A 26,562-nucleotide genomic window follows, 5' to 3' on the forward strand; every position below is an offset into this window, starting at 1 on the left:
TGTGTGTTTGATTTAGCGTTATTGCGAGTATTTTTTATTTTTAAGTAAAGGGGGAGAAGGGAAAATTGGGAATAAAGTTATGGTTAATGTATTAAGGGATTATAGATTTTTATTTATCACAACGGCTATTGTTTCTTTTTTGCCAATCGTAAGTGTTAATGCAAATTCTAATAATTTTGCAACCTCCTGTGATCCAGACGCTCAATTTTATAAATGCAATGATGGTAAAAAACACACGATTAAAAATAAAACTTATCATTTAAAATATTCTCAAGAATATGTTTCTAGTTCTACTCCTATTTCAGCTCTATATGTAGAAAAAGCAGGTACAGTTGTTGATGCATCTCAGATAACAGTTACGGGTGATAACTCAGATGAAATATTCGGATATGGTGCATCTGTAAAAGAGGGTGCTCGTCTTAATTTAACAAATTCAAATTTTAAGAATGTACCTGCTCTTCATGCTGGAAATGCGGTTATTCAAATGATAGATGGGACTATTACGGAAGTTTCTCACGCTATTTATGCATTGGGAAAAGGAACCGATATTGCTTTAGTGCGTGTCAATATTGAAACTACACCAAAAGAATTGAATGGTGTAGATATAGGTCTGATTAGTAGTTTTGGTTCAAAGATTAGGCTGTCAGGGAGTACCGTTACTTTTAATGGGAAAGGCGCATTTTCATCATTTTATGGGGGAGAGTATAGTTTCGATAGTTCTGTCATTAAGGGCAAAGGAAAACAAGAAACTGTTATCATTGGTGAGAAAAGTGTCAATAAATTACCAGAAGCTTTTGATATATCTCAAGATGGTTTTGTTCAATTGAATAATAGTTCTATTGAACTTAGTGATATGCATGGCTTTTTGGTTAAAAATTTTTCAGATGATGAGGATAATAAAGGCAAGTTGTTGTGGCAAGGACTTAATTCAGCTGATGAGTTTAAGAAGACGAATATTAAGATTAAAAAATCCAATATTTCTGTTCAGGGTAAGGGAGCCTATGGTCTGTATTTTTATGGGTTAAATCCAGAAGATGTATGGGGCAATATGTACAATGGTTATAGAGCGCTTTCGCGAGCAAAGAAAGTTGCTCCGGGAAAGGCATTTGTTCATTTGTCAGAGACAAATTTTGCGGTTCCGGATGGTATTGCCATTTATAGTGTCGGAAAACATGTTTATAGAGCCCAAGCTAAGGTTAGATTAGAAAAGACAAGAATCTCCGGTGATTTGTTGTTAAAAGCTGAAAATAATTCTTATCTTCTCGTTGAAGCAAATTCCTCTACACTTACAGGAGATGCTCGTACCGAGGATACCTCTGATATTTATTTGGATTTAAAGAATGGTTCTAAATGGTACCTTACCAAAAGCAAATATCAAGATTCTCAGGAAACAGATGCTATGGTTTCATCGCTTTCAGGTATTTCTCTTGAGGATAGTACAATTGTTTTTGATCACTATCAATCCCCTGGTTATCAAACGCTGCAAATTAGAAAAAAAAGTGATAGAGATGCAGTCATATCAGACCAAGAAGACTATGGATATAGTGCAAAGGGTAATACTCAGATTAAGATGAGCACATTTATGAATAATGATGGTTCATTTGATCCTCAACAAACGGATCGCATTTTGATCTACGGGAATGTTTTTGGAACCACACTCATTGGGATGGAAAAACTTTCCAAAACCTCAGAAAAAGAAGCTGGCAATAAAGGGGGGCAAAGTATTTCACTTGTTCAAGTTGCTGGGACGGCAGAGGAAAGTTCTTTTAAGTTAGCCAATAGTTATACTACGGTGAATGGATTTCCTTATCAATATAAACTTCGTGGCTATGGTCCAGGTTCTTCTTCTGGAAATGCAGATCCAAAGAATAAATTGGCTGCTGGGGAAGGGGATTTTTGGGATTTTCGTCTTGAAAGTGTTTACATTGGTTCTGAATTAGATTCTTCTGAAACTGCTTCTAAGCCAACGTCTACAGTTTTACCCCCTCAATCTGAAGCAGAAACAATTCCTTCTGAAAGACCAACAGAGACTATTTTGCCTGAAAAACCTCCTTCTGTTGAGCCTCCGCTTATACCATCTACACCTTCTTTGCCTGAAGGATCTGAACCGTCTGAAACATTTATCTCTACGGATTCTGTTGTTCCTCCTTCTGTACCTGTTGAGCCAAAGCCTTCTGAGTTTCCCTCTGTACCAACTGTTCCAGAGAAGCCTTCTACTGATGAGGTTTTGCCATCTGAGCCATCTGTTCCGGTAGCTCCTTCATCTACGGATTCTGAACCTGTTGCTCCTCCTCCTGAACCAGTTGAGCCAAAGCCTTCTAAACCTTCTGCTCCTTCATCTGATCTTCCTGTGTCCTTTGATGTGCAGCCTGAACAAGGAATTAGAGCTGTTGTTCCTCAATTGCCAACGTATCTCCTTTTGCCCAATGCCTTATTCCATGCTGGTTTGATGGATATGACTATGCAAAATAAGAAGTTGGAGACAATGCGGGGTGCTTTTCATTCTTTTGGGAGAGATGATGAAAACACAGCCTTTTTTCTGCGTGCTTATGGGGGAAGCCATCATTATGCTTCCAATTTATCTGCTTTTGAATATGGCTATGATGCTGAGCTTGATTATAATGCATTTCAAGCAGGTGTTTTGTTAAAAGAGATTGAGAGTTTATATACGCGTACATTTTTGGGGGCTTTGGGAAACTATGGAAACCTTTCTCTACACCCTCAGAATGTTGAACAAAGCAAAAAAAGTGCCTTTAATAAATGGTCTGTTGGGGCTTATGGAAGTCTACAGCATGATACGGGTTTTTATATTGACGGGGTGTTATCCTATGGTTTTTTTAAGGGAGATGTTTTGACCCTTGCACGGGATAAGGTTTTGGCGTTAAAGGGAAAACAGTTGAGCGGCTCTTTAACGAGTGGCAGAACGTTTGCAATAGGCTATAAGGGTATTGTTTTTGATCCACAGGTTCAGGTTATTTATCAGCATCTTCGGTTTCATCAGGCGTATGATGTTGATGATATTGATGTTGATTTGGGAAAATTTCATCAATGGGCGGGGCGTGTTGGTGGGCGTTTAAGCAAGACGCTTGGAGTTGTGGAAGAGGGACGAGAGGTTTCTTTTTATAGTAAGCTTTCTTATTTGCATAATTTTGAAGATAAGCAATTTGTTTCTTTTAAAGATGATTTTCAGTTAGGTTCTTTTGGTTCTTCTTTGGAAGCAGGACTTGGGTTTAATGCGCGTCTTTCTTCAAAACTTTCCCTTCATGGGGATGTCACTTATCAGCATAGGCTTAAGAAAATTGGTTTTTCTGGAGCGAGTTTCTCTGCGGGATTGCGTTACCTTTTTTGAAAAAGTGGTCCATTGTGTATTTTTATATGAAAGGCAGAAAGATTTTCTGCCTTTCATATCTTAGAATTTATTTTCCTTCATCAATATGGTTATTTTTTAAACATAAAAGGTTACAATAAATGATTTTTTTGACTTATAGGTTGAAGATACACAAGTTGTTTTCTTCTATGCGATGAGGAATTTTTCTACAATTTTTGATGTATGATATGGAGACAGATTTTATTGTGAATATGAGAATTTTTCATACTGAATGCTTTGTTACGTAATCTTTCAAAAGAAGCGGTGTTGATGGTTGTTTTGTTAATATAAAGTGGACGAGGGTGTGTTTTAGGTGTTTTTCTTAAGAGTGGTTATGGTTATTTTTGTTCGTTTCTTTATTAATTTTATAGATCACACGTTTTAATTTTGTGGTTTTTATACATTGTTTTGAATTTTGTTTTAGAGAAAAAAATATAAACTGTATTCACGTTTATAACCGTCAATATGTATATTTTTTGTTTTCTGTTTTAGGATGTTTACTTGAGAATTTTAGAGAAATATTTGTCTTGTTAGAAAAGACAGAGAGAGTTTAAGGTCAAACTATAATAAAAAAATTAAAGTATGCTTTATCGTGTTTTTAAGTTTTTTTTCTTTTTTGCAAATGATAGATGCCAAGAGAAATTTTGATAAGATATAGAGTATTTGTTATTGCTCTAATAAGTGGGTGTCATCATTCTATTTTTTAGGATTCCAATATTGCAGTGATTTTAGCATTTGAAAGTATTCATAATTGGTTGATTCAATATAAACAGATTGGAACCGAGAGAATTTTATGATTTGAAGGACTTTCATTCCTACGTGTAAAACGATGAACACCCTTTATTAAACCAATTTGATATGTCTAGAAAAGAAACCGGATTGTCGATCAGAACAGGTAGGGAATTTTATTTTTTGAGGTATCAAGCGGCGGTCAAAAAAATTTTATTAAAAAAATAGTGTCGAGTTTTCTTCTTTTTATCGTAGGAATAAAGAGGCCTTTTCTTGTCTAAAGGGAGCCGCTAGCAAGGTGGAAGGCTTTATGATTATAAAGACTTTGGGGATTTGGGGGGAGGGTGTTTGCAACTTCTGTGAGTTCTAGAGATGTGTGGAGGTTAAGATTTCTAGAGGATTGCGTGGGTATTTTTATCGGGGATGGTTGTGCTTGTTGGTGTTTGGCTTAATCAGTGATATTAATTATACCACATTCACCATTTTCACTGCCGAAGGTGAGGATCTGCCCTGTTTGATCCCAGTTGAGTGCTGAAATAGCGCTTTTTCCATACCTTTTTAAAAGAACTTCTTTTCCATCACGAAAATGTGCTGCTAAAATCATTCCATCATTGAAGCCTATGGCTACAATTTCTTCGCTTGGATGGCATGAAACGGTGCTAACAAGGGCATTTGCTCGTGTTCCAAGTTCTAGGGGTGTTTTTCCCATGGGGCCGTCTTTTGTATGAAAGGGCCAAACAATTGCAGCAGAAGCACCTGATGTTGCGAGCCATTTTCCTTTTGCACTCCAAGACCAGCTTTTGACTTTACTTGGGTAGCCACTCATCCGTAAATGTTGATTATCGCTAAGACGCCAGCCGTGCAAGGCGTTTTCTTGCATCGTGGAAATGACATAGCGGTTGTCTGGTGAAAAGGTGACACCACAATGAGCGCCTTTCCATACCAATCTAGTGGGAGATGTTTGCGTTGAGAGCCAATGAAGCGTCACGCCATTATAATGGGCAACGGCAAGTCGTAAACCTTTTGGGGCAAAAGCCAGACCTTCTACACTACGCTCATATGTGAGCTCTTGTTGTTCTTTTCCAACATGCACAAATGCGAGACGTGAGACGGAAAAGGCAAAAGCTTTTTGGGGACCAAAAGCAACGTTATTTATCCATTTGCGTTCTTTTTGACTGAGTAGTTCTGTGTGACCATCTGCTCTTGTTTGACAGACTTTTCCATCTTCTCCCCCTGTGATGATCGCGGTATTATCATGGGAAAAATGACTTGAAATTATTCCTTGGTGAATTTCAAAGGTTTGTGGGGTTGGGGTTAAAAAAACAATCAAACCTTCCACGGAAACAAAGGCTGGTTTATTGCCTATAAAACCACAGGAAAGGCAGTAACTTTGGAGATCATAATGGGTTATGTTTGACATTGTCACTCATTTTATGCGCAATTTTCAAAATCAGTTTTTAATTTTTCGCCATCAAGAGAGCGGCCGATAAAAACAAGGCGGCTTTCTCGTTTTTCATCTTCACGCCATGGGCGTTGGTGTTGTCCCTCAAGAAGCATATGAATGCCTTGAATGACATAACGATCATCATCTCCTTGAAAGGCAATAATGCCTTTAAGACGCAAGATATCAGGTCCTTGTTGTTGCGTAACCTGTTGGATCCAAGGGAAAAACTTTTCTGGTTGCAGGGTACCTGTTTTTAAACTTATAGAAGTGACGGTAATATCATGAATGCTGGATGTGTGATGATGATGGTCATGATGGCAATCGGGACCACACACATGATCTCCATGTTGATCTGTATGCTCGTGATCAAGAAAATGAGGCTCATGGTCTAAAGCACGTTGGAGATCAAAGAAACCACGATTGAGGAGTTTATCAAGAGGAATATTGGTGCGCTGTGTTGTATAGAGTATGGCGCGAGGATTAATGGCAAGAATAAGAGATTCAGCATGCGCACGTTCTTGTGCTGTGACGAGATCAATCTTATTTAAAAGAACGATGTCTGCAAAAGCAATTTGCTCTTCAACTTCACGACTTTTTTGCAGTTGAGAGGGCAAATGCTTTGCATCAACGACAGCTATGACACTATCGAGAGCTGTTTTTTCATGGACAGTATCATCCATGAAAAAGGTTTGTGCTACGGGAATGGGATCAGCAAGTCCTGTTGTTTCTATAATAATCGCATCAAATCGATGAGAACGTTGCATCAGACTTTCCAGAATGCGAATGAGATCGCCCCGCACAGTGCAGCAAACACAGCCGTTATTCATTTCATAAATTTCTTCATCTGATTCAATGATCAGGTCATTATCAATCCCAATTTCACCAAATTCATTGACAATGACGGCATAACGTTTGCCATGATTTTCACTGAGAATGCGGTTGAGAAGGGTGGTTTTTCCTGCACCAAGATAGCCCGTGAGAACCGTAACAGGAAGTTTTTTTGGGGGGGATGTTTCCATAAGGGGACCTTTTATTGTTCTTTATTGCCATGTGTTTATGTTAAATCGCTTGATATCATCAAGTAAATCACGAAGCTGAGATAGAACATGAGAAAAGATTGCTTCACCGGCTTGTGGTGTCGCTTTGCTTGCATCTCCTACTGCACCTTGCGTGTTTAGATCACGCATTGTCCAGCCAAAGGCATGGGGACCATAAGCGCGTAAATAGCGATAATTGGCAATCATATCCGCTTGTTTATTGTGAAAGTTTGCTGCCTTTTCCATATGGACTTTTTCTGGAGCTAAATAGAGCATGAGAGAGGTTTCAATAAAACCTCCATGGATATCAAGATGCTGTTGAGAAGGCTCTATCAGACCTTTTGGCAAACCAAAACGGCTCCAGCTTGTTGCGACAGCGAGCATGGAAAGGCGCTTTCGTAATTCGGTGATAACAATGTTCATTAAAGGTGAATTGCCTCCGTGAGCATTGAGAATAAGAAGACGTTTGATCCCTTTGTGATAGCAGTTTTCACCAATCTTTATCCAGCGTTTAATCGCATCAGAAAAGGTAAGGGTCTGTGTCCCTGTAACATCCATATGTTCTATAGAATAGCCAATTTTTTCAACCGGTAAAAGTGCGATATGATATTGCTCTTTTGTTTGTAAAGTGAGGGCTTTTGCAAAAGCTTCAGCAATAATCCAGTCGGTTTCAAAGGGAAGGTGCTCTCCGTGATATTCGTGTGCGCCCAAAGGTAAAAGAGCGAGAAAAGGCGTGTTAGATACCATAAATTATTGCCCAAAAGAGAAGTTAACACAGACAAAGTGATCAAAGGTGCTGTCACTATTTAATCTATCTATATGAGAAACGCAAATAGTGTATTTTTACATCCCATAGGGATATTCTAAAAATGAGAACTTTATTAAAAATAGTGAAGGTTTTATTGAGAAAAGCTAACACAGTTTTGATGGAATATGTGGCGCCTCTCTAAAGATCGGTATCTTTTGTAAGCGTTTTTGATGCGTCTTTTTGTTTTTGATAAGTAAGTATTTAGGAAATTTAAATAATTCATATCATGGAATGAAAAATATTTCTTTCATTATCTCTTAAAAAGGTAAGTTTAGATGAAGTTGGATATTCTTCTTTCTGCTATGGAGCGAGGATAACCAAAGCGTTTGTGTTGTAGCAAAGGCTACGAGGATACAGACTTTGGTTTCAATCAGGATTCTTACGTTTCTTAATTCAAGTTTGCATCAACATCTTACAAAAGAATAGAAATGGTTGTTGACTCATTTTACTTTGAATAATGTCTTAACAGATTTTAGTATTCATGAGAAAAATGAATGTCATGAGAAGAATTTATGTGAGATGAAATCGCATAATGACAATATATTGATTTGTAAAGAGTGTTTGTTTTTTCATGTTGCATGAGAGTCTCGAATATCATAAAATTTTCTTATCCCAAGCTTGTTTCATGTTGAGGCAATAAAATCATGCCTCTTGTACATCACAAGCGGATTAGCTGTGTGGGCGGATTAGCTATGTGACGTGAAACTGTATAAGAAAGACTTGCCTCTTATGAACCATTTCAAGTGCCAAGGGCTGGTTTGCAATATTGGGTGCTGGCAAAGTGTGTGATGGTGCTGGCTTGCTCTTTTATTAAGCGTCAAGATGGTGGCGCTCAGTGAATTTACAGTTATACCATTTTATGCGCAGCGTCACGAAATTCTAGAAAGCTTAATGAGCTTATAAGATGATAAAGAAGAAACACCGTTGAAACCATGATAAACAGAACCCCATCGTGTTGCACATCGCTTGTTTTAAAGAAAACATCAGGTATCCAAGCTTATTTTGCGGCGTTGCACGTCGAATGATATAATGGTAAATTCATATAATAACAAAACTGTTGTACACTATCATCTTTATACTTGTTGAAGTAAAAAGGGGGCACTATCATACACTTGGTCAATTTCCGATTTTTACAACAGCATTCGGCTCTTTAAATATCCCATAAGTGCTATTTTTTTCTTTAAGTTTTTCGCCCTACACACCACTCTTGCTTGTAATCTGTAAGCAAATAAATTTCATTGATTCAATATAAACAGCATTAAGATTAAGGGGGGATTTATAATGGTCAGGTCTTTCATTCAACATGCAAAACAATGCATCATGACTATAAATACAGTAGGTTGCTTTTAAGATGAGTGGTTGATAAATTGATTATTTAATATCGGTTTTCAAGGGCATATTTTTTTAAGTTGTTTATTTTGAAGCTGGTCCTTCAAAAACGTGATTTTTTCATAGGTTGCTTTATCACTTTTCTTTCAAATATTTGATCAATCTTTTTATTAAAATTTTAATGACACTTGCATCAAATATATAATATATTAATTGTATGTATAAAAATACATTATTAGACAAATAATTTTTATAACTTGTATTATTATTTTACTTTTTTATTTAAAGAAAAATAGGATAATATGAAATTATGTTTAAAATATTTAAAAATAATTTTTATTTCTATATTTTTATAGCGTTCATTCTTTTTTTGCACAAGGTGCAGAAAGGCATATGAATATTGCTAAAGAGTTCTTTCAAAGAGAATTATTCTTTATTAATGAAGAAGAAAATATAGTGACTCGAAATATAGATAGGGCTGTGATCTATCCTATTGAGGAAAAAAATCAGCTAACTTTTATGAAAGTGAAGCAGGAAAGTTGTTTTTCAGTATTTTGGGGGATTATCTCATTTTTCATGACACTCTTAGTATTTGGTTTTAGGTAGTTTTCTAGCGCTCTCGTGTTGCTTATAATGTTTTTGTAAAGTTAATAGGTTGTCTTATTTTATAAATGCATTTTGTTAATTTTGAAAAGTTTTCAATGCTTTATGCTGTATGAGATAGGAGGCTGAGTGACCTTTTTGAAGATACTATAGTGTGTTTTATATATTAATAAAAGTTGAAAATCATTTCCTTCACGTCTTTTCTGTTTGGAAATAGAGATCTTGATAGCTCTTTTACAATTTATAACCGTTTTGTTAAAAAATAGTACACACTTTTAAGGCTTATTTATGGAGATATATTTGTGTTAGGTCGCTGTTTTTACTTGCTAGAAATTTTATTTCTCGACAACCGATAGCGAACTTGCGCCGTATCGATGCGTAATATAATAAAAGATATTCGAAGCGCTATTCCAGCTTTCTTTTATCTTAATAATAGACAAGTATTATTAATATAAGAGATAAATATTATTATGTTGTCATTTTTAAAGTTTATACTGTTTTAAAATTTATTGTCATTTCAAAGCATTTATAGAAGTTTTATTATATAATTTTCCAAATGAAAATTTACTTTTTAAATCTTTATTTTGATGTGAAAGTTGATGAATTTTTATTATTTTGAAGTAGAGAGATAGAAATTACAAAATATTGCTGGTCTTCTTTTAATTTAATAGCATTAATGATCAATGATTCTATTGTAAAAGGAAGAAATTATTTTTGATATTCATGAATCTTTTTAAAATTTTAGGTAATGATAATAGAATAGAGATGAGCGATACATTTTACTTTAATAAGTTTTTTTGTAATGTGAGGCGATGCTCTATGGTGTTCAATATGTTTTATAATCATTTGATTTTAAAATAAATTTTCTTAAGTAGTCCGTTCAGACATTTTTTAGTATTGTTATTATTATTTTGAATTCATCAGGTTTATTTTTAACATTTAAATTATGTTGTTTTATGTCTTTACATGTAATACATAATGTATTATATTTATCGTAAATTTATATATAATATATCATATTGTATTATATATTTTTATATATATGAATATTCTTTTACTTTTACAGTGAAGAAAAAGAGGAGCAAATAAAGCTATGTTTAAAATATTTAAAAATCGTGTATGTTCATTTACTTTTACACTATTTATTCTGTTTTTTGTACAAATTATAGAGGGGAATGCAAGTTTTGTAAAAAATCAATTTCAAGAGAGAATGGCAGTTACTGTTTCTACAGAAGACAACAATGCAGTTATTAAAGCTGCGGATAGAGCTGTTATTTATGGCGTTGAGAAACAAGATGGCGTTTCTTTTGGGAAAGTTGAAAAAGTTTCTGCATTTTCAGGTTCAGCCTTTTGGGGTGGGATAGGCATTTTATCACTTCTTGCTTCTTTATGGGGTGGAGATATATTGGGGACTGTTGTATCTCTTTTAGGAATATTTTCTACACTTTAGTAGAAGACTCATCGACACAGTCGATGAGTTTTTTATTCTCACTTCATTGTTTTGAAAAAATCAATATTTGGAGTAGTATATGCTGTATTGGATGGGAAATCACTATTCTTAATACTTAACATATCTTTTTGGGTGTTATTAAAGTTCAACGCCCGACAATTGATGTTTTTTCTTTTCAAAGTGGTGTAACCTGATTTTTTTAAGTCTATGGTTATTTCCTCGTCATAACACTTGCACCCTCTTTATCAGCCTTTTAATATTGTTTTGCTGTTCTTATATAAAGGCTATTCATCAAAGGTATATTTATCCTTTTTACAATGTTTTTATAGGGTAAAATAAGAAGAGATAAAATAAAAAATATTTCTGTATTTTTTCTTAGAATATAAGTGACTGATGAAATTTATTGTTATAAATCAATATATTAAATTAAAAATAACTTATTGCTTTATAAATATTCATCATTTCAAGTCTGTTCATGTTGAATTCATCAAAAGCATTTTTTGCCTATCACAAGGTGCATTCGTGTATGGATAAAAACTCTTTAAGAAAAGAGTAAAAATTCTTTCATTATTCATCTCTAAGGCTCAAGGGCTATCGTAGTATTGGGAATTGGAAAATAAAATTATGATGCCGTTTTGTATTTTTATAGCGTAAAGATATCGATACATAATAAATTTTATATTATTTCATGGAGAGTTTTTATAGTATTTACAGGCTTTCTTGTGAGAGAGAGGTGCTGATGTGCGGTGTTGGAAAATGTTTTTATTAAAACAGACACTTGAATTTGCAATACAAGTTTATTCTGGGTTGTTCTGTTGCTTAAAGGGAAGGATGCTGTTAAGTAAGGTGATAAGGAGGGAATACATGAGCGGGAGGAGCGGGCAAGCATAAGGTCTTGTTTGATATAAAGATTTTCAATTCATGTAATCTTCACGAAGGAAGTATTCTTAATCCAAAATGCGTTTATTTTTTACGCGTTACTCTCATATAGAAAAGAAACGTTGTTCCTTATAAATCAATGGATTTTTATATTAGGGTAAGGAGAGGATATTTATAGCTTAGCCAAGAGAAGGACAATGAAGTAAAAGGTCTTGTTTGGCACGAAGACGTGCAATCCATTGATCTTCACGAATAGCCGTATTGTGTACTGTAATGAGTTCATTTTTTTTAATTTCAGCTGTTACTGTTGCTTTTTCTAAAAGACCACAAGGAATGGCTTGGCGAGCGCGTGCTTCTGCAATATTCATGATCCAAGCGCGATAACTATAAAGACCGATAAAATCTAACTGATCGCCGGGGTGTAAATCTTTTTTAGCAACAGCACAGACTTCTACCACTGGGTGGCTAAGGGGAACCATATCTTTTTTGCCGTAAAGCATAACGCGTGCGCAGGTGAGGGGAACTTCCATAGCTGTTAAATGATAGGGGCGGTGAAAGGTGAAATAAGGTCCCTGACCAATTTTTAAATCTTCCATACGTTCGCGTAAACGTGGATGTGTTATTTCTGCAATGACAAAGACACCTGGGGAGACACCTTGACCTATTGAATAATCCACCACACCATATTGCTGCAAAATGCCCCCATCTTGTTTAGGGATAAGGACTTTGTTTAAATCTTGCAGCGCCGCTTGGGGGCCGTGCATTCCTGGGCAATCGGGGAGAAGCCCAGTGGCATTGGCAATTGCTGCCATTTCAACCATTGTTTTGGAACCATCAATAAATTCAACCAACATACGCACATTCATATTACGGCGGAGAGCTTCTTCTTCGTAAGCATCAGGTGTGGCATCAAAGAGGAGAGGATTATTTTTTCCCTTTCCTGCTGCAACAATTTTATGCCCAAGAGCTGAAACAAACTCAATGAGTTCCATGCAGGAAGTAGGTTCATCACCAGCACCAAGGGTATAAATAAGGCCTCGTTTTTCTGCCTCATGTTTCAGATACACACCAATCGTAACATCGGCTTCCACATTCATCATGACAAGATGTTTGTTGTTTTCAAGCGCTTTAAAACCAATTTCAGCTCCTGCTTCAGGATAACCTGTTGCATCAACGATAATGTCAATTTGTTCATGGCGCAAAACAAGGTCAATATCGTCTGTGGCTGCAATCAAACCTTTTTCAACGCTTTGCGTGAGGGCATGAGCATTTTCAACTTCACAGACATGTCCTTCTTCACCATAGGCGAGTGTTGCAGCATCAAAAATACGCGATGGTGTCCTCGTGGCTACGGCGGCGACTGTTATACCCTCCATATGCGCAACACTTGATAATAAATCTGTGCCCATTTCACCACAGCCAATCAGTCCAATACGGATGGGGGGATGGTTTTCTGCACGTTGCTTCAAATCATGCGCTAAACCTGTTAGGTTCACATTGCTCGCCATTCTTTTTTCCCATTTGAAAACTATTTTACTAAAAGAGTTTTTTTATTCATAAGGTGTATTTGTTTTTAAGACAATTAATCTTTTATTCTTGATGCTCTAATCAATGGGTTTTATAAAAGCAAGAGGGGTGGTGGGTTTTATCAAATAAAATAGGAATAGCGTTATGCAGCAAAAAATCGCAGTACAAGATGTCACTACTTTTATTGGGAAAGAAATAGGATTATCGGGGTGGCGTCTTGTTACACAAGATATGATTAATCAATTTGCATGCGCTACAGATGATCATCAATGGATACACGTTGATGAGGAAAAGGCTAAAGAGACGCCTTTTAGGGGAACGATTGCTCATGGTTTTTTAACATTATCGCTTTTGTCTACGCTTGCTTATGAGGCTCTTCCAGAGTTAGACGGGGCTACAATGGGGATTAATTATGGTTTTGATAAAGTACGCTTCATGAGTCCTGTGAAAACAGGGGCACGGGTGCGTGCGCGTTTTGTGTTAGATGATGCAGAAATTCGCCCTTCTGGTCGCGTGGTTTTCCATTATGGGGTTACAGTGGAAGTTGAACAGTTAAAAAAACCAGCCCTTACGGCTCAATGGCTTATTGTTGCTGTTATGGGAGAAAAATCTTCCAACCTTTAAGATTATTTGAGTGCTTTGTTTGAAGAATTTTCATACAATTTTCTTCGAATTTTCTTCGATGATAACATTGAGGATATATTTATTTATAAGGATAGCTTCGTGTCATTCATCCGGAATGCGAGGCTAGAATATCGTAAGCTTCTCTCATTCTAAACCTATTTTTATGTTGAAACAATCAAAACCACTCATTTGCATGTTTAAAAGCGGGGGGTCTTGTATGGAGTGAAACTGTACAAGAAAGCTATGCTTCTTATGAACTGTCTCGAGTGTTAAGGGGTGATTTGCAACACTGTGCACTGGCAAAGTGTATGATGATGTTAGTCTGCTCTTTTATAAAGCGTAAAGATGGAGGTTCAATGGATTGACTGTTATACCATTCACGGATACTGTCGCGAAATGGACTTAGAGGCTTTGATGCCTTTTTCAAACAAGCGTATGAATATGTGAGCCAAGTCTATTTCGTTTGGGGACTTCTGTTTTTACCAGCAGGTTATGATCCATTAAAGAACGTGATAAACAAAAAGCGTGGGACAATGCGTAATCTCCATTATTTTAAAGGATATTGCTTTAGATGCTTTTGAAAGTTTTAATGCCAAACTAAAGAATGATGGTAAAGATGGAAATTGGTTTACATCTTTACGCCTTTAATATTCTTCTAAAATTAGGCAGTTTTCCCGTTTTAGAATTATGTCTACAAAGATATGCAATAGGCTTGTTTGCACTTTGGCATACAAAAGCAGGAATAGTGTTTAGAGATTTTATCCAACTCAATATCGTTTAAAATATGCTGCTGTATTTGGTTTAGATTTTGATTTACAGGTAGAAAGTTAAAGCACAAACCTTGTTTAAGAAAATAATGTCATAAAACCATTAATAGATCAGCAATGGATTGGCGAGAGATTGCTATTTTTTATCAAACACTTTGGAAGATAACAATCATACATTGAGAGTGATCAATCATAATTATGGTGGAGGTGTTATAGCCTTGATAGCGATAGCAGATTGTTCTGTCTGTTCGATTGTTTTGATGGGGTGTTGCTAATGGAGTCACGCCTCTCATGCAAAACAGAACGCTATTGGGTTGCTCGTTCACTGGCTTTTTTAAAAGAAACACCTCTCAAGGCATCTAAGCCCATTTCGTGACGGGCCCGTGAATGGTAGAACGATAAAGCCATTGAGCCCCCATCTTTACGCTTATGAAGTAACAAGTCGGTACCATCGTTATATTTGCCAGCGCCCAATTGCGACAGACTTTTCTTAAGACGGTTCATAAGAGCCATTTTTAGTCCTTTCTTAATAGTTTTTATCCACACGCTAATCTCATTTGTAACGTGCAGGCGATTTTGATTGATTCAACATGGAGAGATTTGAAATAAAAGATCTTACGATATTCGGTATTCTCATTCAATATGAATAACGCTATATTATCACTATAAATCAATATCTTGTCTAAGTTTTGATCAGATCGTGATTAAGAGAATGATTTAACAAGATAATTTATCGTTTTATGGTGAGAGAGAGTTTTGAATGTTGTAAGATCTCTCATTTTATCCCCTTTTATGTTGAAGCCATTAAAACTATTTGCTTGGTTACAAATTGGGGCTTTTGCCGATAAAATCGTTTAAGAAAAGAGAAAAAGTGCTTGGCTTTTTATGAGCGGTTTCAGATCGCCAAGGGGTGTTTCTACTTGCAAGGTGTTGCACTTTGGAAGTGGCAAAGAGAGTGATAATGCAAGCCCGTGAAATTCTAAGTCTTTTAATGCTTCGTTTTATCAAGTTTTTGTACGATTTTATCAGAAGTCCATTGGGTTATAATATTGAGCATGATCAAAAGAATGATAACGATGGTCATGATGAAGGTATTATAACGTTGATAGCCATAGCGGATTGCCATGTCTCCTAAACCGCCTCCACCAAGATATCCGGCAAGTGAGGTGGCACCTATGAGAGAAATGACCATGACTGTAAAACCTGTAATTAGGCTAGGGAGAGCTTCAGGAATAAGAACATGTCTGATAATTTGCAGACGGCTTGCACCCATAGAGCGGATAGCTTCAATGAGGCCGTTTTCAACGGTTTTAAAAGAGAGTTCGGCCATGCGTGCATAAAAAGGAATGGCTGAAATGGTCAGTATAAAAATTACAGCAGGCATTCCTATCCCTCGTCCTACAACGATACGCGTAACGGGAAGAAGATAAAATGCAAGAATAATAAAGGGAATGGCACGAATACTGTCAATGATCATGCTTAAAGGGCGATTGATGAGACATGAGGCAAAAATCCCTCCACGTGCTGTTGTGTGAAGAAGAAGACCAAGGGGAAGCCCTATAATAAATGCCATAAAAGATGCACTAAGTGCCATCAATATTGTATCAATAACAGCTTGGGGAAGTTCATGCGTGAGAACATTAAACATAACCTAATACCTCACAATATCGTCCTTTTTTCGTTAACCATTGAACAGCTTTGTCTAAAGCTTCTTTATCTTCTCCAGGAAGAGCCAAGAAGAGTCGCCCGATGGTTTCATCTTGAACTGTATCAATGCCACCATGCAAAATACGTGCTTTTAAACCACTCTCATTTTCTAGCAGATGAAGAAAAGGTTGCTGGGCAATTTCACCGGCAATATTGATTTCAATGACAGCCTCTTGTCCGATGGGTTTGAGATTTTTCGCAAATTTTTCAGGAAGTTGTGGCGTGACAAGTTTGAGCATGGCGATAGTTGTATCGTCTTGCGGTGATGTAAAAATATCTTTCACATGTCCTTCTTCTACAATCTGCCCTTGATTAAGAACAACGACGCGATGCGCTATGGTGCGTACAACTTCCATTTCATGGGTAATGAGCACAATCGTGAGATTGAGGTGTTTGTTAATATTAGCAAGGAGCTCTAGAATAGATTGTGTTGTTTCAGGATCAAGAGCAGAAGTTGCTTCATCGGATAACAATATTTTAGGATTAGCGGCTAGAGCACGGGCAATGCCAACCCGTTGTTTTTGCCCTCCGGATAATTGTGCCGGATAACAATATTCTTTCCCATATAACCCAACCAATTCAATCAGTTCAAGGGCGCGTTTGTGGCGTTGTTTTTTACTGACACCACTTAATTTAAGGGGCAATGCAATGTTATCAAGAATATTTTGTGATGAGAGAAGATTGAAATGTTGAAAAATCATTCCAATCCGTTGTCGATAAGGCGCCCATTCTATCTCTGATAGATTTGAAATATCAACACCTTCAAAAAAAATGGACCCTGCATCAATTTTCTCTAACCCATTTAAACAGCGAATAAGTGTTGATTTTCCTGCTCCACTGCGCCCAATAATGCCAAGGATTTCACCAGCATGGATATTTAAAGAGAGATTATTGATTACCGGAACACCAGCCGTTTTGTTAAAACAACGGCTGATGTTTTTTAAGGAGATAAGAGTAGGTTTTTCCATTCACGATTACCGGGATATTTGGCACAATTACCAAGATGTTTGGGCTGTTGTACCAAAAACCTCTTTGATTTTTGCACGGATAAGTTCATTGTTGTAAGCGGCAACTAATTTTTTTACCCATGGTTCATCTTTTTCACTCGTGCGTACAACGATGATATTATCATAAGGATTATTTTTTGCGCTCTCCCATGCGACTACATCTTTTTCGAAGTTTAATCCAGAAACAATAGCCCAGTTTGTGTTTATAATTGCAATATCAAAATCGTCGATTGCACGCCCGAGCATACCGGCATCGAGTTCACGAATTTGTAGGTTTTTAGGATTTTCAATAATATCAAGTGGAGATGCAAGAATATTATGAGGATCTTTTAACTTAATGAGACCTAAAGAATTGAGAAGAAGTAAGGCTCTTCCACCATTCGATGGGTCATTAGGAATACCAACATGTGCACCATCACGCAGATCTTTTAAATCTTTTATTTTGTGCGAATAAACACCGATTGGAGCAATAAATGTATAGCCAACAATTGAAAGTTTATAGCCACGTTGTTTCATTTGTTCATTAAGATAAGGTGCGTGCTGAAAAGCATTCGCATCGATCTCTCCTGCGTTAACAGCGTCGTTGGGCAAAGCGTAATCAGAAAAATAAACGAGTTCAATATCTAAACCGTCTTTTTTAGCCTGTTCAGCAGCAATTTTCCAGATAATCGCATCCCGTCCCTCCATAATACCGAGTTTGATTTTTGTTTTGTCTGCAGCCATGGAAAAAGCAGTAGACAAAAAAAGTGCCAAGAGAGAGAGGAATAATCCTCTAAGACAACTACGAGAAAAAAATTTTAATGTCATGTGCTTTTAACTTTCTTTTATAAGAGATTTTTTGAGGAAATCTTCAATATACTCTGTATTTTTTTAGGAAGATCTGAGCCTATACAAGCTTTAGAGAATATTCAATCACTTTTATTTTAAAAAGAGTATTCTTTTTCTCTCCATTTTCGGCAGTTTTGGGGAAATATCATCATTTGTTCATAGAAAATCTCTGAAATTCAGGTCATCAATTCTTCTATTGTAATGATTTGTTGAGGGAACCAATGACACTTTAAAAACTTCTTTAAGAGAATGATTGGTTGAAGAGTCAAGCAATCAGATGATGTTTTAGTCGTCAATTCATGAGGAATAGACTGCGCAATCAAGATCAAAAGGCCCGTGTTTGTGGAGAGCGGTGGAGGGGACAAAGAGAGATTTTGTTGCCTGTGGTTGGGGGCTTTGGGGGAAAAGAAAGATTGATGATTACTGGATTTAAACGCAGCAAATTTTTGCAAAGGCGAATATTTTGCCCTTCACATGTTAGAGAGGAAGAAAAATAATGTTAAGAAAGAATTTTTTATCAACGACGATGACTTTATGGGCTTTGGGGAGTTTATGCGCTTTGGGAGCATCAGGGGGGGCTGTGACTACTTCTCACGCGCAAGCAGCTGGGACCATTGCTGGAACCGTTGCGCGTGTTGCATCAGGTCAGGTATCTTTACGCACAGGTCCTGCGACAGCTTATAAAGTGATCGCAATGGTTCCAATGGGAGCAAAAGTACAAATTTATGGCTGTCTATCCAATAAAACTTGGTGTTCTCTTGGTTATCATGGAAAAGTTGGTTGGGCATCTGCACGTTATGTCAATGTCAACAATGTTCCTACTATTGCTTTTAAAAAGGCGCCTGTAAAATCAACTTCCATGATAAAGTCGCCAAAAGTAAAAAAAGAAAAAGTAAAACAGGCTGTTTCTGACTTTAAAGCGCTTCCGGCGATGCAAAAAACACGCAAAAACATGCAAAAATTGTATAGAACCGATGTGATTATCGATGCCACAGGTGTCAAAAAAAGGGATGAACGGACAATTTTAAATCCTTCGCCAAAAGCACAAGGCGTTTCTGTAAAGCGTGTGAATGCTTATAATCCCTTCTTTCCTCGTGATGTCAATTACAAAAACTTTGAACGCAATGAAACGCGTTACCGTGTTGTGACCTATCCTGCTCAATAAGGATAAAGTCAATCTCACGAGAGAGATGACAAACAAGATGGCAGCATGAAGCAAAAAATGCTTTATGCTGCTGATCCTATTGTACCGTAAAATGGTATCAAGGCGGCGAGGGGTAACTTAAGGTGGCGGGAGTTAAGAATATTCAGAGTAAAATTTATCAATGCCTCTAGCTCTGTCCTTTTCGGGGGGCGTTCAGTGGAATTTGCTTGAGAAAAGTTGGATTTTTACAGACTGGCTAGGGCTTTTTTTCCTTGTTACTGTTGTGTCGTAAGGCGGCATGAGGACGGTGATCGGTGCAAACGCGTTAAAAAGTGCGATTGTGTACAAGAGCAGATAGAGATCTTCGTTTTTTAAGGCGGCGAGAGGTAACTTAAGGTGGCGGGAGTTAAGAATATTCAGAGTAAAATTTATCAATGCCTCGAATTACTGTCCTTTAGGGTGGTGATATGAACCCTTAGTAGGGGAAGATCCTGCTGAAGAGAAGCCGGAATTTTTGATAGATCGGCTCTTTACCTTTTCATTCTTTCGGATAGAGAAATGGTTAATTTACAGACTTAGGCTTTATCAAATTACGAGAAATAAGCAATTCAGCAATTTGAACGGCATTTAATGCGGCTCCTTTTCTTAAATTATCGGCGACAACCCAGAAAGCTAAACCATTTTCAACGGTGATATCTTCACGAACACGGCTAATAAAGGTATCATCTTCTCCCGTACATTCATAAGGTGTGGTATAGCCACCATCTTCGTGTTTATCGATAAGCTGACAACCGGGTGCATCGCGGAGAAGCTCTTGTGCTTCAGATACGCTGAGTGGTTTTTCAAATTCAACATGGACGGCTTCTGCATGACCGATAAAGACTGGAACCCGAACAGCAGTGGCTGTTAATTTAATTTTGGGATCAAGAATTTTTTTCGTTTCAGCCGTCATTTTCCATTCTTCTTTTGTATAACCATCTTCCATGAAAACATCGATATGGGGAATGACATTAAAGGCAATGCGTTTGGTGAATTTTTTTGATGTAATTGGATCAGCAACAAACACTGCGCGTGATTGTTCGAAAAGTTCGTCCATTCCTTCTTTACCAGCTCCAGAAACCGATTGATATGTAGAGACAACAACCCGTTTAATGGTGGCAGCATCATGGAGAGGTTTTAAAGCTAAGACCAGTTGAATGGTTGAACAATTGGGATTGGCTATAATATTACGCTTAGAAAAGGCAGTTACAGCTTGTGCATTGACTTCAGGGACAATCAACGGAACATTAGCATCATAGCGCCACGTGGAGGAATTGTCGATAACGACACAGCCGGCTGCAGCAATTTTAGGAGCATATTCTTTGGAAATGCTTCCCCCCGCAGACATAAGACACAAATCTGTGTCAGAGAAATCATAAGTATCCAGTGCTTTTACTTTTAAAGTTTTGTCTCCATAAGAAACTTCTTGCCCTAATGAGCGTCGTGAAGCCAGAGGGACGATTTCGTGTGCAGGAAAACCACGCTCTTCTAAAATTGTAAGCATTTCACGACCGACATTTCCTGTTGCGCCGACAATTGCAACTTTAAAACTCATTTTCTATACTCCTTCGTGTCTCTCCACGTTTATTCCCCGCGCTATACTCAGGAGAGAGTGAGTTGGTCAAGGAACATCATTAAATTATATCTTCAACAATCCCATTTTGTGCACATCAATCATAATCGTTCGCACAATAAGTTAGTTTTATTTCAAATAATTCGGTCTTTTTTAATCTTTCAGAATTGAAAAAATTGAATATTTTATGCGAAGTCTTCATCTCTTTGAGAGTGCACTTAAGTGAATTTTTTATCTTCTGTCAATTGTTTCTCTTCACGTTCTTTAATTTTTAAAAGATGGTATGATGCATTGCGTTGGAAGTTTTTTTTAATCTTTTATTTGTTCAGTGTTCAATTATTTGATCTCTTCCCTCCCTCTCTAAAGACAAAGATTTCCACTCAAACTGTTTCCAGATCGGATAAAAATCTTCGTCCTTTGGGGGAGACAGTTGAAAATGCTTTTCAATGTTATTCAACACATTGATTTCTTTTCCGTAAATTCATGAAAATAAGAGGCTGTTTTTTTCATCAGAAATCAATTGCAAGATTGCCTTTTGTTTTTTACGAGTAAGGATTCTGAAGTTTTTCAAAAGTAAATACTCTTCTTTACTCGATATTTGGTCATCATAATAACAGAGGCTATCTTCTTTTTGTGCGCTATCAGCGTAAAAGAAGGAAATGGGAACATCGAGTCTATCAGCAATTTCCTGCAAACATTTTGCACTTACGCGATTTAAACCTTTTTCATATTTTTGTATTTGTTGGAATGTTACCCCCAAATGATTTCCCAATTGTTTTTGAGAAATCCCCATGATTTTTCTTTTGAAGCGAATTTTCTTGCCCAAAGAAATATCGTAAAAATGTGGATTTTTAGTTTGCACTTTTTGCACTTAAAGCCCCCTCCGGTTGCGAGCGCCCTCGCATTAGTATCCGGGATCTGGCAACACATTGATTTATAATAATAAATCATTCTTTTTCAACTTGAATCATAACTCCGAATATAGTAAGATTTTCTCATCACAAACCCTCTCAGATTGAATCAATTAATATCACTTGCTTGCACGTCAAAAGCGGGGCTGGTGTGTGGGTAAAAATGAGGAAAGAAAGGAGTAAAAATGCCTCTTATGAATCGTCTTAATGCAAGGGCTGTCGCAACATTGGGGGCTGGCAAATATAATGATGGTGCCGGCTTGCTTCTCCATAAGCGTAAAGATGGTGGTGCTCAATGGCTTTATCGTTATACCATTCATGGTCGGCGCCGCGAAATGGGCTTGGGTGCGTTGCGAAATGTTTCTTTAAAAAAAGCCCGTGAATTAGCAAATCAATGGCGTTCTGTTTTGCATGAGGGGCGTGATCCCATTAAAGAACGTGAGAAACAAAAGCGTGAGGCAATAAGTAATCTCCATTACCTAAAAGACATTGCCTTAGATGCTTTTGAAAGTCGTAAAGCTGAATTAAAAGGAGATGGCAAGGCTGGGAATTGGTTTCTACCTTTACAACTTTATATTCTCCCCAAATTAGGCTGTATTCCTATTTCAGAAATTACACAAACAGAGATACGTAATGTTCTTGCTCCCATATGGCATACAAAAGCTGCAACAGCAGAGAAAGCAATAAATCGTCTTAATCTTTGTCTTAAACATGCGGCTGCATTAGGATTGGATGTTGATTTACAAGCAACAATAAAAGCACGCGCTCTTTTAGGGAAGCAACGCCATAAAGCACAAAATTTACCTGCAATGGATTGGAAAGATGTGCCTTCCTTTTATCAGTCACTCTGCAAAACAACAACCATGACACAACTGGCTTTGCGTTTACTTATTTTGACAGGTGTTCGTACACGCCCTTTGCGTTATATGCGTGAAGATCAGATTGATGGGGATATATGGACTATCCCTGCTGAAAGTATGAAAGGACGACGCGATGCTACAGAAGAATTTCGCGTTCCTTTATCATCAGAAGCACTAAAAGTGATTAAACAAGCACGCCTTTTATCTCGCAATGGGTTTCTTTTTTCTGCAACCGGTCGCGGTCCTCTTGCACAAAACAGCATGCTACAATACATGAAAAAAACTGCTCTGGAAGCTTGCCCCCATGGTTTTCGCTCTAGTTTACGTGATTGGCTCGCAGAAACAACCAATGCCCCTTATGAGGTCGCTGAAACCATTCTAGGTCATACGGTAGGGAGAAAAGTGGAGCGTGCTTATCGTCGTACAGACTATTTAGAACAGCGTCGTATTTTTATGGATAGATGGGCTTCTTATATCACTGGTCAAAACAATAAAAGTTGTGGATAGCTCTATGTCTCCATTTTCCTTGTTTTATCCATAACGGATAATACAATCACAAATTATTGCTTATCTTGATAAAAAATCACAAGATATTGTTTTTTTGCTGGAAAAGTTTGCTACGAATTGCTATTTATATATAGTTAATAAACAGTGATTCTATCATTTAATATAGAGGGGATTTCATGATTCCAAATGAACCACTCCTCACAGTACGTGAGAGTGCAAAACTACTTAATATAAGCGTTTCAACACTTTGGCGGCGGGTCGCTGATGGCTCGGTACCAAAGCCTTTAAAGATTGGTTCCTTAGCGCGCTGGTTACAATCTGACCTTTGCGATGTAATCGAAAAAGCAAAAAACCAACGTGGCAACGACACCGCCTAAAGAAAACTTTGCCTTATAGGACAGACAAAGTATTTCGACTTTCGCAAATCCCGAAATAACAGAATCTGTCCTGTAATGCAAGTAGCAGGAAGGGATTTTATGCATTTTACAAATGCTACAACAAGCAATGCTTATGCATTGCATACAACAGCTCAAAAAATTACTTGTGCATTACGTGGAGTTTGGCATGGATATTATGGGATAGCCCGTTGTCCTGCTCATGATGATAGGCTGCCTAGCTTATCCCTTGCCAATGGATATGATGGGCGTCTTTTACTCACTTGTTATGCTGGCTGCTCTTTTAGAGAGATCATACAAGCGCTCAGAAGAATTGGCTTGCTTGGAAAACAAGCCTTTTTTGATAAAGCTTATGATCATACGCTCTCTTTATCAAAACAGTTTTGTGCTGATCTCAAACGAGCAAAACAGAAAACAGAGAGAGCAAAAGCAATTTGGCAACAAAGCCAACCAATCAAAAATACTTTAGCAGAAACCTATTTACGTATGCGGGGTATTACATGTGATTTGCCTACTGATTTACGCTTTCATAGCAAGTGTCCACACCCTTTAGGGATTACACTGCCCGCGTTGGTGGCTCTTGTTAAGGGCGCTGGCTCCTTTGCCATTCATAGAACCTTTTTACAAGCCAATGGCTGCAAAACAGATCAGAAACCAGCAAAAGCCATGTTGGGTTCTGTCATGGGCGGTGCTGTGCATTTAAGTCAATCCAATCCCAAACATCTGGTCATTTGTGAAGGCATTGAAACGGGTCTATCTCTTCTGTCTGGGTTGTTATCAGAGCCCGTGAATTTATGGGCGTCTCTTTCAACCAGTGGCATGATGCGTGTGAATTTACCCCATACAAAAGGACGTCTGACAATTGCAATGGACGGCGATGATGCGGGTCGTAAAGCAGGTCTTACCCTTGCAAAGCGTGCCTATAGACAAGGCTTTGAGGTCTTTATCATGCAAGCTCCAAAAGGAACTGATTTTAATAACGTATTACTTTCTTAAAAGAGGGAAACTATGAAAGATAGTAATTTACAAAACAAGAATGAAAATACTCCCGTCAATGATAACGATAATGTCTCTTTAAACGAAAATACTTGTTTAAAAGCCATTCCTTATGAAGTCGCCTTGCAACAAAACGGTTGGAAGGAATTACAACAGATTGAGAGTGCTCTTTTACCCGTTGAACCTTTTAATCCATTACAGCTCCCAATGCCATTCATGGACTATATTTATGACGTTTCAGAGCGTCAACAAGCTCCAATGGATTTTATTGCTGTCTCTGCTTTATGCGGTTTGGCGGCTGTCATTGGTAATGGCGTGCGGGTTGCTCCAAAACAACATGATGATTGGACGATTGTCCCTAATCTCTGGGGCGCTCTTATTGGACAGCCTTCAACCATGAAAACACCAGCCATGAAAGCCGCTTTAGCTCCTATCACTTGCCTTCAAAAGCAATGGTATAAAGACTGGTTAAAACAGAAAGAAAAACAAGAAATTGAAGAGATACTTGAAATTTTAGATAAATCAGAAAAGAAAAAACAAGCCCATAAAGCGATCAAAAAAGGAGATCTTGAAACAGCCCGTGCTCTTTTGTCTGAAGCCCCCTCTAAAGATAATACACATGATGATGATGTCTCTCGGTTTATTGTCAATGATGTCACGGTCGAAAAGCTTGGGGAATTGTTAAAAGAAAACCCCCGTGGTCTCTTAATGGTTCGTGATGAGTTATCTGGTTTTTTAACCAATCTAGAAAGAAAGGAATATCAAACAGACCGTGCTTTTTATCTCACATCTTTTAATGGAGATGATCAATTTACCTATGACCGTATCGAGCGGGGAACCATTTTTATCCCCCATGTAACGTTATCAATAATTGGAGGCATTCAACCTTCACGAATTCTTCCCATCATTCAAGCAATCCACCATGGAATAAACGATGACGGTTTATTGCAACGGTTTCAAATGATTGTGTGGCCCGATGAAAATCAAGAATGGAAATTGATTGATAGACCTCCCAATCAAGAGGGCTGGCAAAAGTATGAAGGTGTTTTTCGCTCTTTTCGTGATAAACGATTAGGTTCTCCAGAACACCCGCTGATCATGCGTTTTATGCCAAAAGCACAAGAGAAATTTTATGAATGGTTAGAAAACCTTCATAGAGAGGCAAAAGGAGGTACTCACTCAGAAAGCTTACAATCGCATCTTTTAAAAATGCCAAAGACCATAGCAAGCCTTGCGTTGATTTTTGAACTTCTTAATAGTGGTGGTTTTGAAATTGGTCTCTATGCCATTACAACAGCGTTGCGTTGGGAAAAATATCTGTTAAGTCATGTCAAAAGACTTTATGCGGCGGGGGATACATTAACAGCAGAGCGTGCAAAATTAATTGTTGAACGCTGTGATTGTTTACCCGATGGTTTTACAGCAAGGGATGTTTATAAACGTGATTGGAAATGTTTAACAGACAATCAAACCGTTAAGCAAGCTTTAGAGCTTTTATGTCGTTGTAACTATATTCGTAAAATCTCTGGAGACAAGTGCTCTCAAAGTGGTCGACCTACCATACGCTATGAATGGCACCCCTTAGTGAAAGATCATAAGACATCACACTGAGGCAATTTGGAAATCTTATAAAACATTAAACAATATAACAGTAAACCTTCAAAGCACTCCCCATCATTAGTTTTGGGGGGTTATGGGGGTTTTGGGTGTTCTTTTTACCCCCCCCTTTATATATATTTTTTAGTCAAAAATAAAAGTTATTATATTTCAATAAGTTAATCTTTCAAATAAACAACCTATACTAAACACAACACATAAATACAATTTTTAATATATATCTAAGAGGGTTTTGTAGGTGTTTTGGGGGTTTTAAAAACAGACAAAACCTCTCTATAAAATAATTCATAAAACTTATCAAAATACTCATTCTGATATTTTAAGCCCATAGTGAATTTGTCTTTTTTCCATAAAACAAACAGCAAATTTCACTACTTTGCTGATCTGATCTCTCTCATGGGCTGTGGATAAACA

General features: G+C 37.4%; 18 protein-coding genes and 1 pseudogene. 9 read left to right on the forward strand and 10 right to left on the reverse strand.

Annotated elements, in window-relative coordinates:
* Positions 1-79: 79 nt before the first annotated feature.
* Positions 80-3,349, forward strand: a complete 3,270-nt coding sequence (locus PVV57_RS06470) for an autotransporter outer membrane beta-barrel domain-containing protein (protein ID WP_273783693.1) — start codon at positions 80-82, stop codon at positions 3,347-3,349.
* Positions 3,350-4,544: 1,195 nt separating this feature from the next.
* Here the strand turns inward: PVV57_RS06470 and PVV57_RS06475 are convergent.
* Genes PVV57_RS06475 through PVV57_RS06485 form a run of 3 tightly spaced genes read right to left on the reverse strand, consistent with a single transcriptional unit; the run spans position 4,545 to position 7,324 of the window.
* Positions 4,545-5,516 carry a WD40 repeat domain-containing protein gene (locus tag PVV57_RS06475; RefSeq protein WP_273783695.1) on the reverse strand — a complete coding sequence of 324 codons (972 nt, stop codon included), beginning with the start codon at positions 5,514-5,516 and terminating at the stop codon, positions 4,545-4,547.
* Positions 5,517-5,527: 11 nt separating this feature from the next.
* Complete coding sequence (locus tag PVV57_RS06480; RefSeq protein ID WP_273783697.1) at positions 5,528-6,559, reverse strand: GTP-binding protein; 1,032 nt, start codon at positions 6,557-6,559, stop codon at positions 5,528-5,530.
* A 21-nt stretch (positions 6,560-6,580) separates the two neighbouring features.
* The gene (locus PVV57_RS06485) at positions 6,581-7,324 is read right to left on the reverse strand and encodes a creatininase family protein (protein ID WP_273719121.1); all 744 of its coding nucleotides are present in this window, start codon (positions 7,322-7,324) and stop codon (positions 6,581-6,583) included.
* Positions 7,325-9,107: 1,783 nt separating this feature from the next.
* Between PVV57_RS06485 and PVV57_RS06490 the strand changes: the two genes are divergently transcribed.
* Entirely contained in the window at positions 9,108-9,320 is a 213-nt protein-coding gene (locus tag PVV57_RS06490) for a hypothetical protein (protein WP_273719122.1), read from the forward strand.
* Positions 9,321-10,410: 1,090 nt separating this feature from the next.
* Positions 10,411-10,767 carry a hypothetical protein gene (locus tag PVV57_RS06495; protein WP_273719123.1) on the forward strand — a complete coding sequence of 119 codons (357 nt, stop codon included), beginning with the start codon at positions 10,411-10,413 and terminating at the stop codon, positions 10,765-10,767.
* Positions 10,768-11,825: 1,058 nt separating this feature from the next.
* Here the strand turns inward: PVV57_RS06495 and PVV57_RS06500 are convergent.
* Positions 11,826-13,154 carry an NAD(P)H-dependent oxidoreductase gene (locus PVV57_RS06500; protein ID WP_273719124.1) on the reverse strand — a complete coding sequence of 443 codons (1,329 nt, stop codon included), beginning with the start codon at positions 13,152-13,154 and terminating at the stop codon, positions 11,826-11,828.
* Between the two features lie 163 nt (positions 13,155-13,317).
* On the opposite strand from PVV57_RS06500, the gene PVV57_RS06505 reads away from it, so the two are divergent.
* Positions 13,318-13,797 carry a MaoC family dehydratase gene (locus PVV57_RS06505; RefSeq protein WP_273719125.1) on the forward strand — a complete coding sequence of 160 codons (480 nt, stop codon included), beginning with the start codon at positions 13,318-13,320 and terminating at the stop codon, positions 13,795-13,797.
* 998 nt (positions 13,798-14,795) lie between these two features.
* Here PVV57_RS06505 and PVV57_RS06510 read toward each other — a convergent pair.
* The 4 genes and pseudogenes from PVV57_RS06510 to PVV57_RS06525 all read right to left on the reverse strand — a co-directional run.
* Positions 14,796-15,077: pseudogene (locus tag PVV57_RS06510) on the reverse strand (integrase); the annotation flags it as partial.
* Positions 15,078-15,552: 475 nt separating this feature from the next.
* Positions 15,553-16,212: a methionine ABC transporter permease gene (locus tag PVV57_RS06515; RefSeq protein ID WP_273719127.1), complete on the reverse strand. Its 660-nt coding sequence runs from the start codon at positions 16,210-16,212 to the stop codon at positions 15,553-15,555.
* The gene (locus PVV57_RS06520; RefSeq protein ID WP_273719128.1) at positions 16,205-17,239 is read right to left on the reverse strand and encodes a methionine ABC transporter ATP-binding protein; all 1,035 of its coding nucleotides are present in this window, start codon (positions 17,237-17,239) and stop codon (positions 16,205-16,207) included. Before PVV57_RS06520 ends, PVV57_RS06515 begins: the two co-directional genes overlap by 8 nt.
* 27 nt (positions 17,240-17,266) lie before the next feature.
* The gene (locus PVV57_RS06525; RefSeq protein ID WP_273719129.1) at positions 17,267-18,085 is read right to left on the reverse strand and encodes a MetQ/NlpA family ABC transporter substrate-binding protein; all 819 of its coding nucleotides are present in this window, start codon (positions 18,083-18,085) and stop codon (positions 17,267-17,269) included.
* A 517-nt stretch (positions 18,086-18,602) separates the two neighbouring features.
* Here PVV57_RS06525 and PVV57_RS06530 point away from each other — a divergent pair.
* Positions 18,603-19,271 (forward strand): SH3 domain-containing protein, encoded by a 669-nt coding sequence (locus PVV57_RS06530; protein WP_273719130.1) that lies wholly within the window; start codon positions 18,603-18,605, stop codon positions 19,269-19,271.
* 541 nt (positions 19,272-19,812) lie between these two features.
* Here PVV57_RS06530 and PVV57_RS06535 read toward each other — a convergent pair.
* On the reverse strand, positions 19,813-20,844 hold the full coding sequence (locus PVV57_RS06535; protein WP_273719131.1) for an aspartate-semialdehyde dehydrogenase: 1,032 nt from the start codon (positions 20,842-20,844) through the stop codon (positions 19,813-19,815).
* A gap of 499 nt (positions 20,845-21,343) precedes the next feature.
* Positions 21,344-21,724 carry a helix-turn-helix transcriptional regulator gene (locus tag PVV57_RS06540; RefSeq protein WP_273719137.1) on the reverse strand — a complete coding sequence of 127 codons (381 nt, stop codon included), beginning with the start codon at positions 21,722-21,724 and terminating at the stop codon, positions 21,344-21,346.
* 234 nt (positions 21,725-21,958) lie between these two features.
* Here PVV57_RS06540 and PVV57_RS06545 point away from each other — a divergent pair, with 234 nt between their 5' ends.
* The 4 genes from PVV57_RS06545 to PVV57_RS06560 all read left to right on the forward strand — a co-directional run bounded on the left by PVV57_RS06545 (position 21,959) and on the right by PVV57_RS06560 (position 26,142).
* Entirely contained in the window at positions 21,959-23,140 is a 1,182-nt protein-coding gene (locus tag PVV57_RS06545) for a site-specific integrase (RefSeq protein ID WP_273783698.1), read from the forward strand.
* A gap of 176 nt (positions 23,141-23,316) precedes the next feature.
* Positions 23,317-23,517, forward strand: coding sequence for an AlpA family transcriptional regulator (locus PVV57_RS06550; RefSeq protein WP_273719133.1), 201 nt, complete (start codon positions 23,317-23,319; stop codon positions 23,515-23,517).
* 99 nt (positions 23,518-23,616) lie between these two features.
* On the forward strand, positions 23,617-24,531 hold the full coding sequence (locus PVV57_RS06555) for a toprim domain-containing protein (RefSeq protein ID WP_273783700.1): 915 nt from the start codon (positions 23,617-23,619) through the stop codon (positions 24,529-24,531).
* A gap of 12 nt (positions 24,532-24,543) precedes the next feature.
* Complete coding sequence (locus PVV57_RS06560) at positions 24,544-26,142, forward strand: YfjI family protein (RefSeq protein WP_273719135.1); 1,599 nt, start codon at positions 24,544-24,546, stop codon at positions 26,140-26,142.
* Positions 26,143-26,562: the final 420 nt, after the last annotated feature.

This window comes from Bartonella sp. AU15XJBT, assembly GCF_028618615.1.
Lineage (GTDB): Bacteria > Pseudomonadota > Alphaproteobacteria > Rhizobiales > Rhizobiaceae > Bartonella.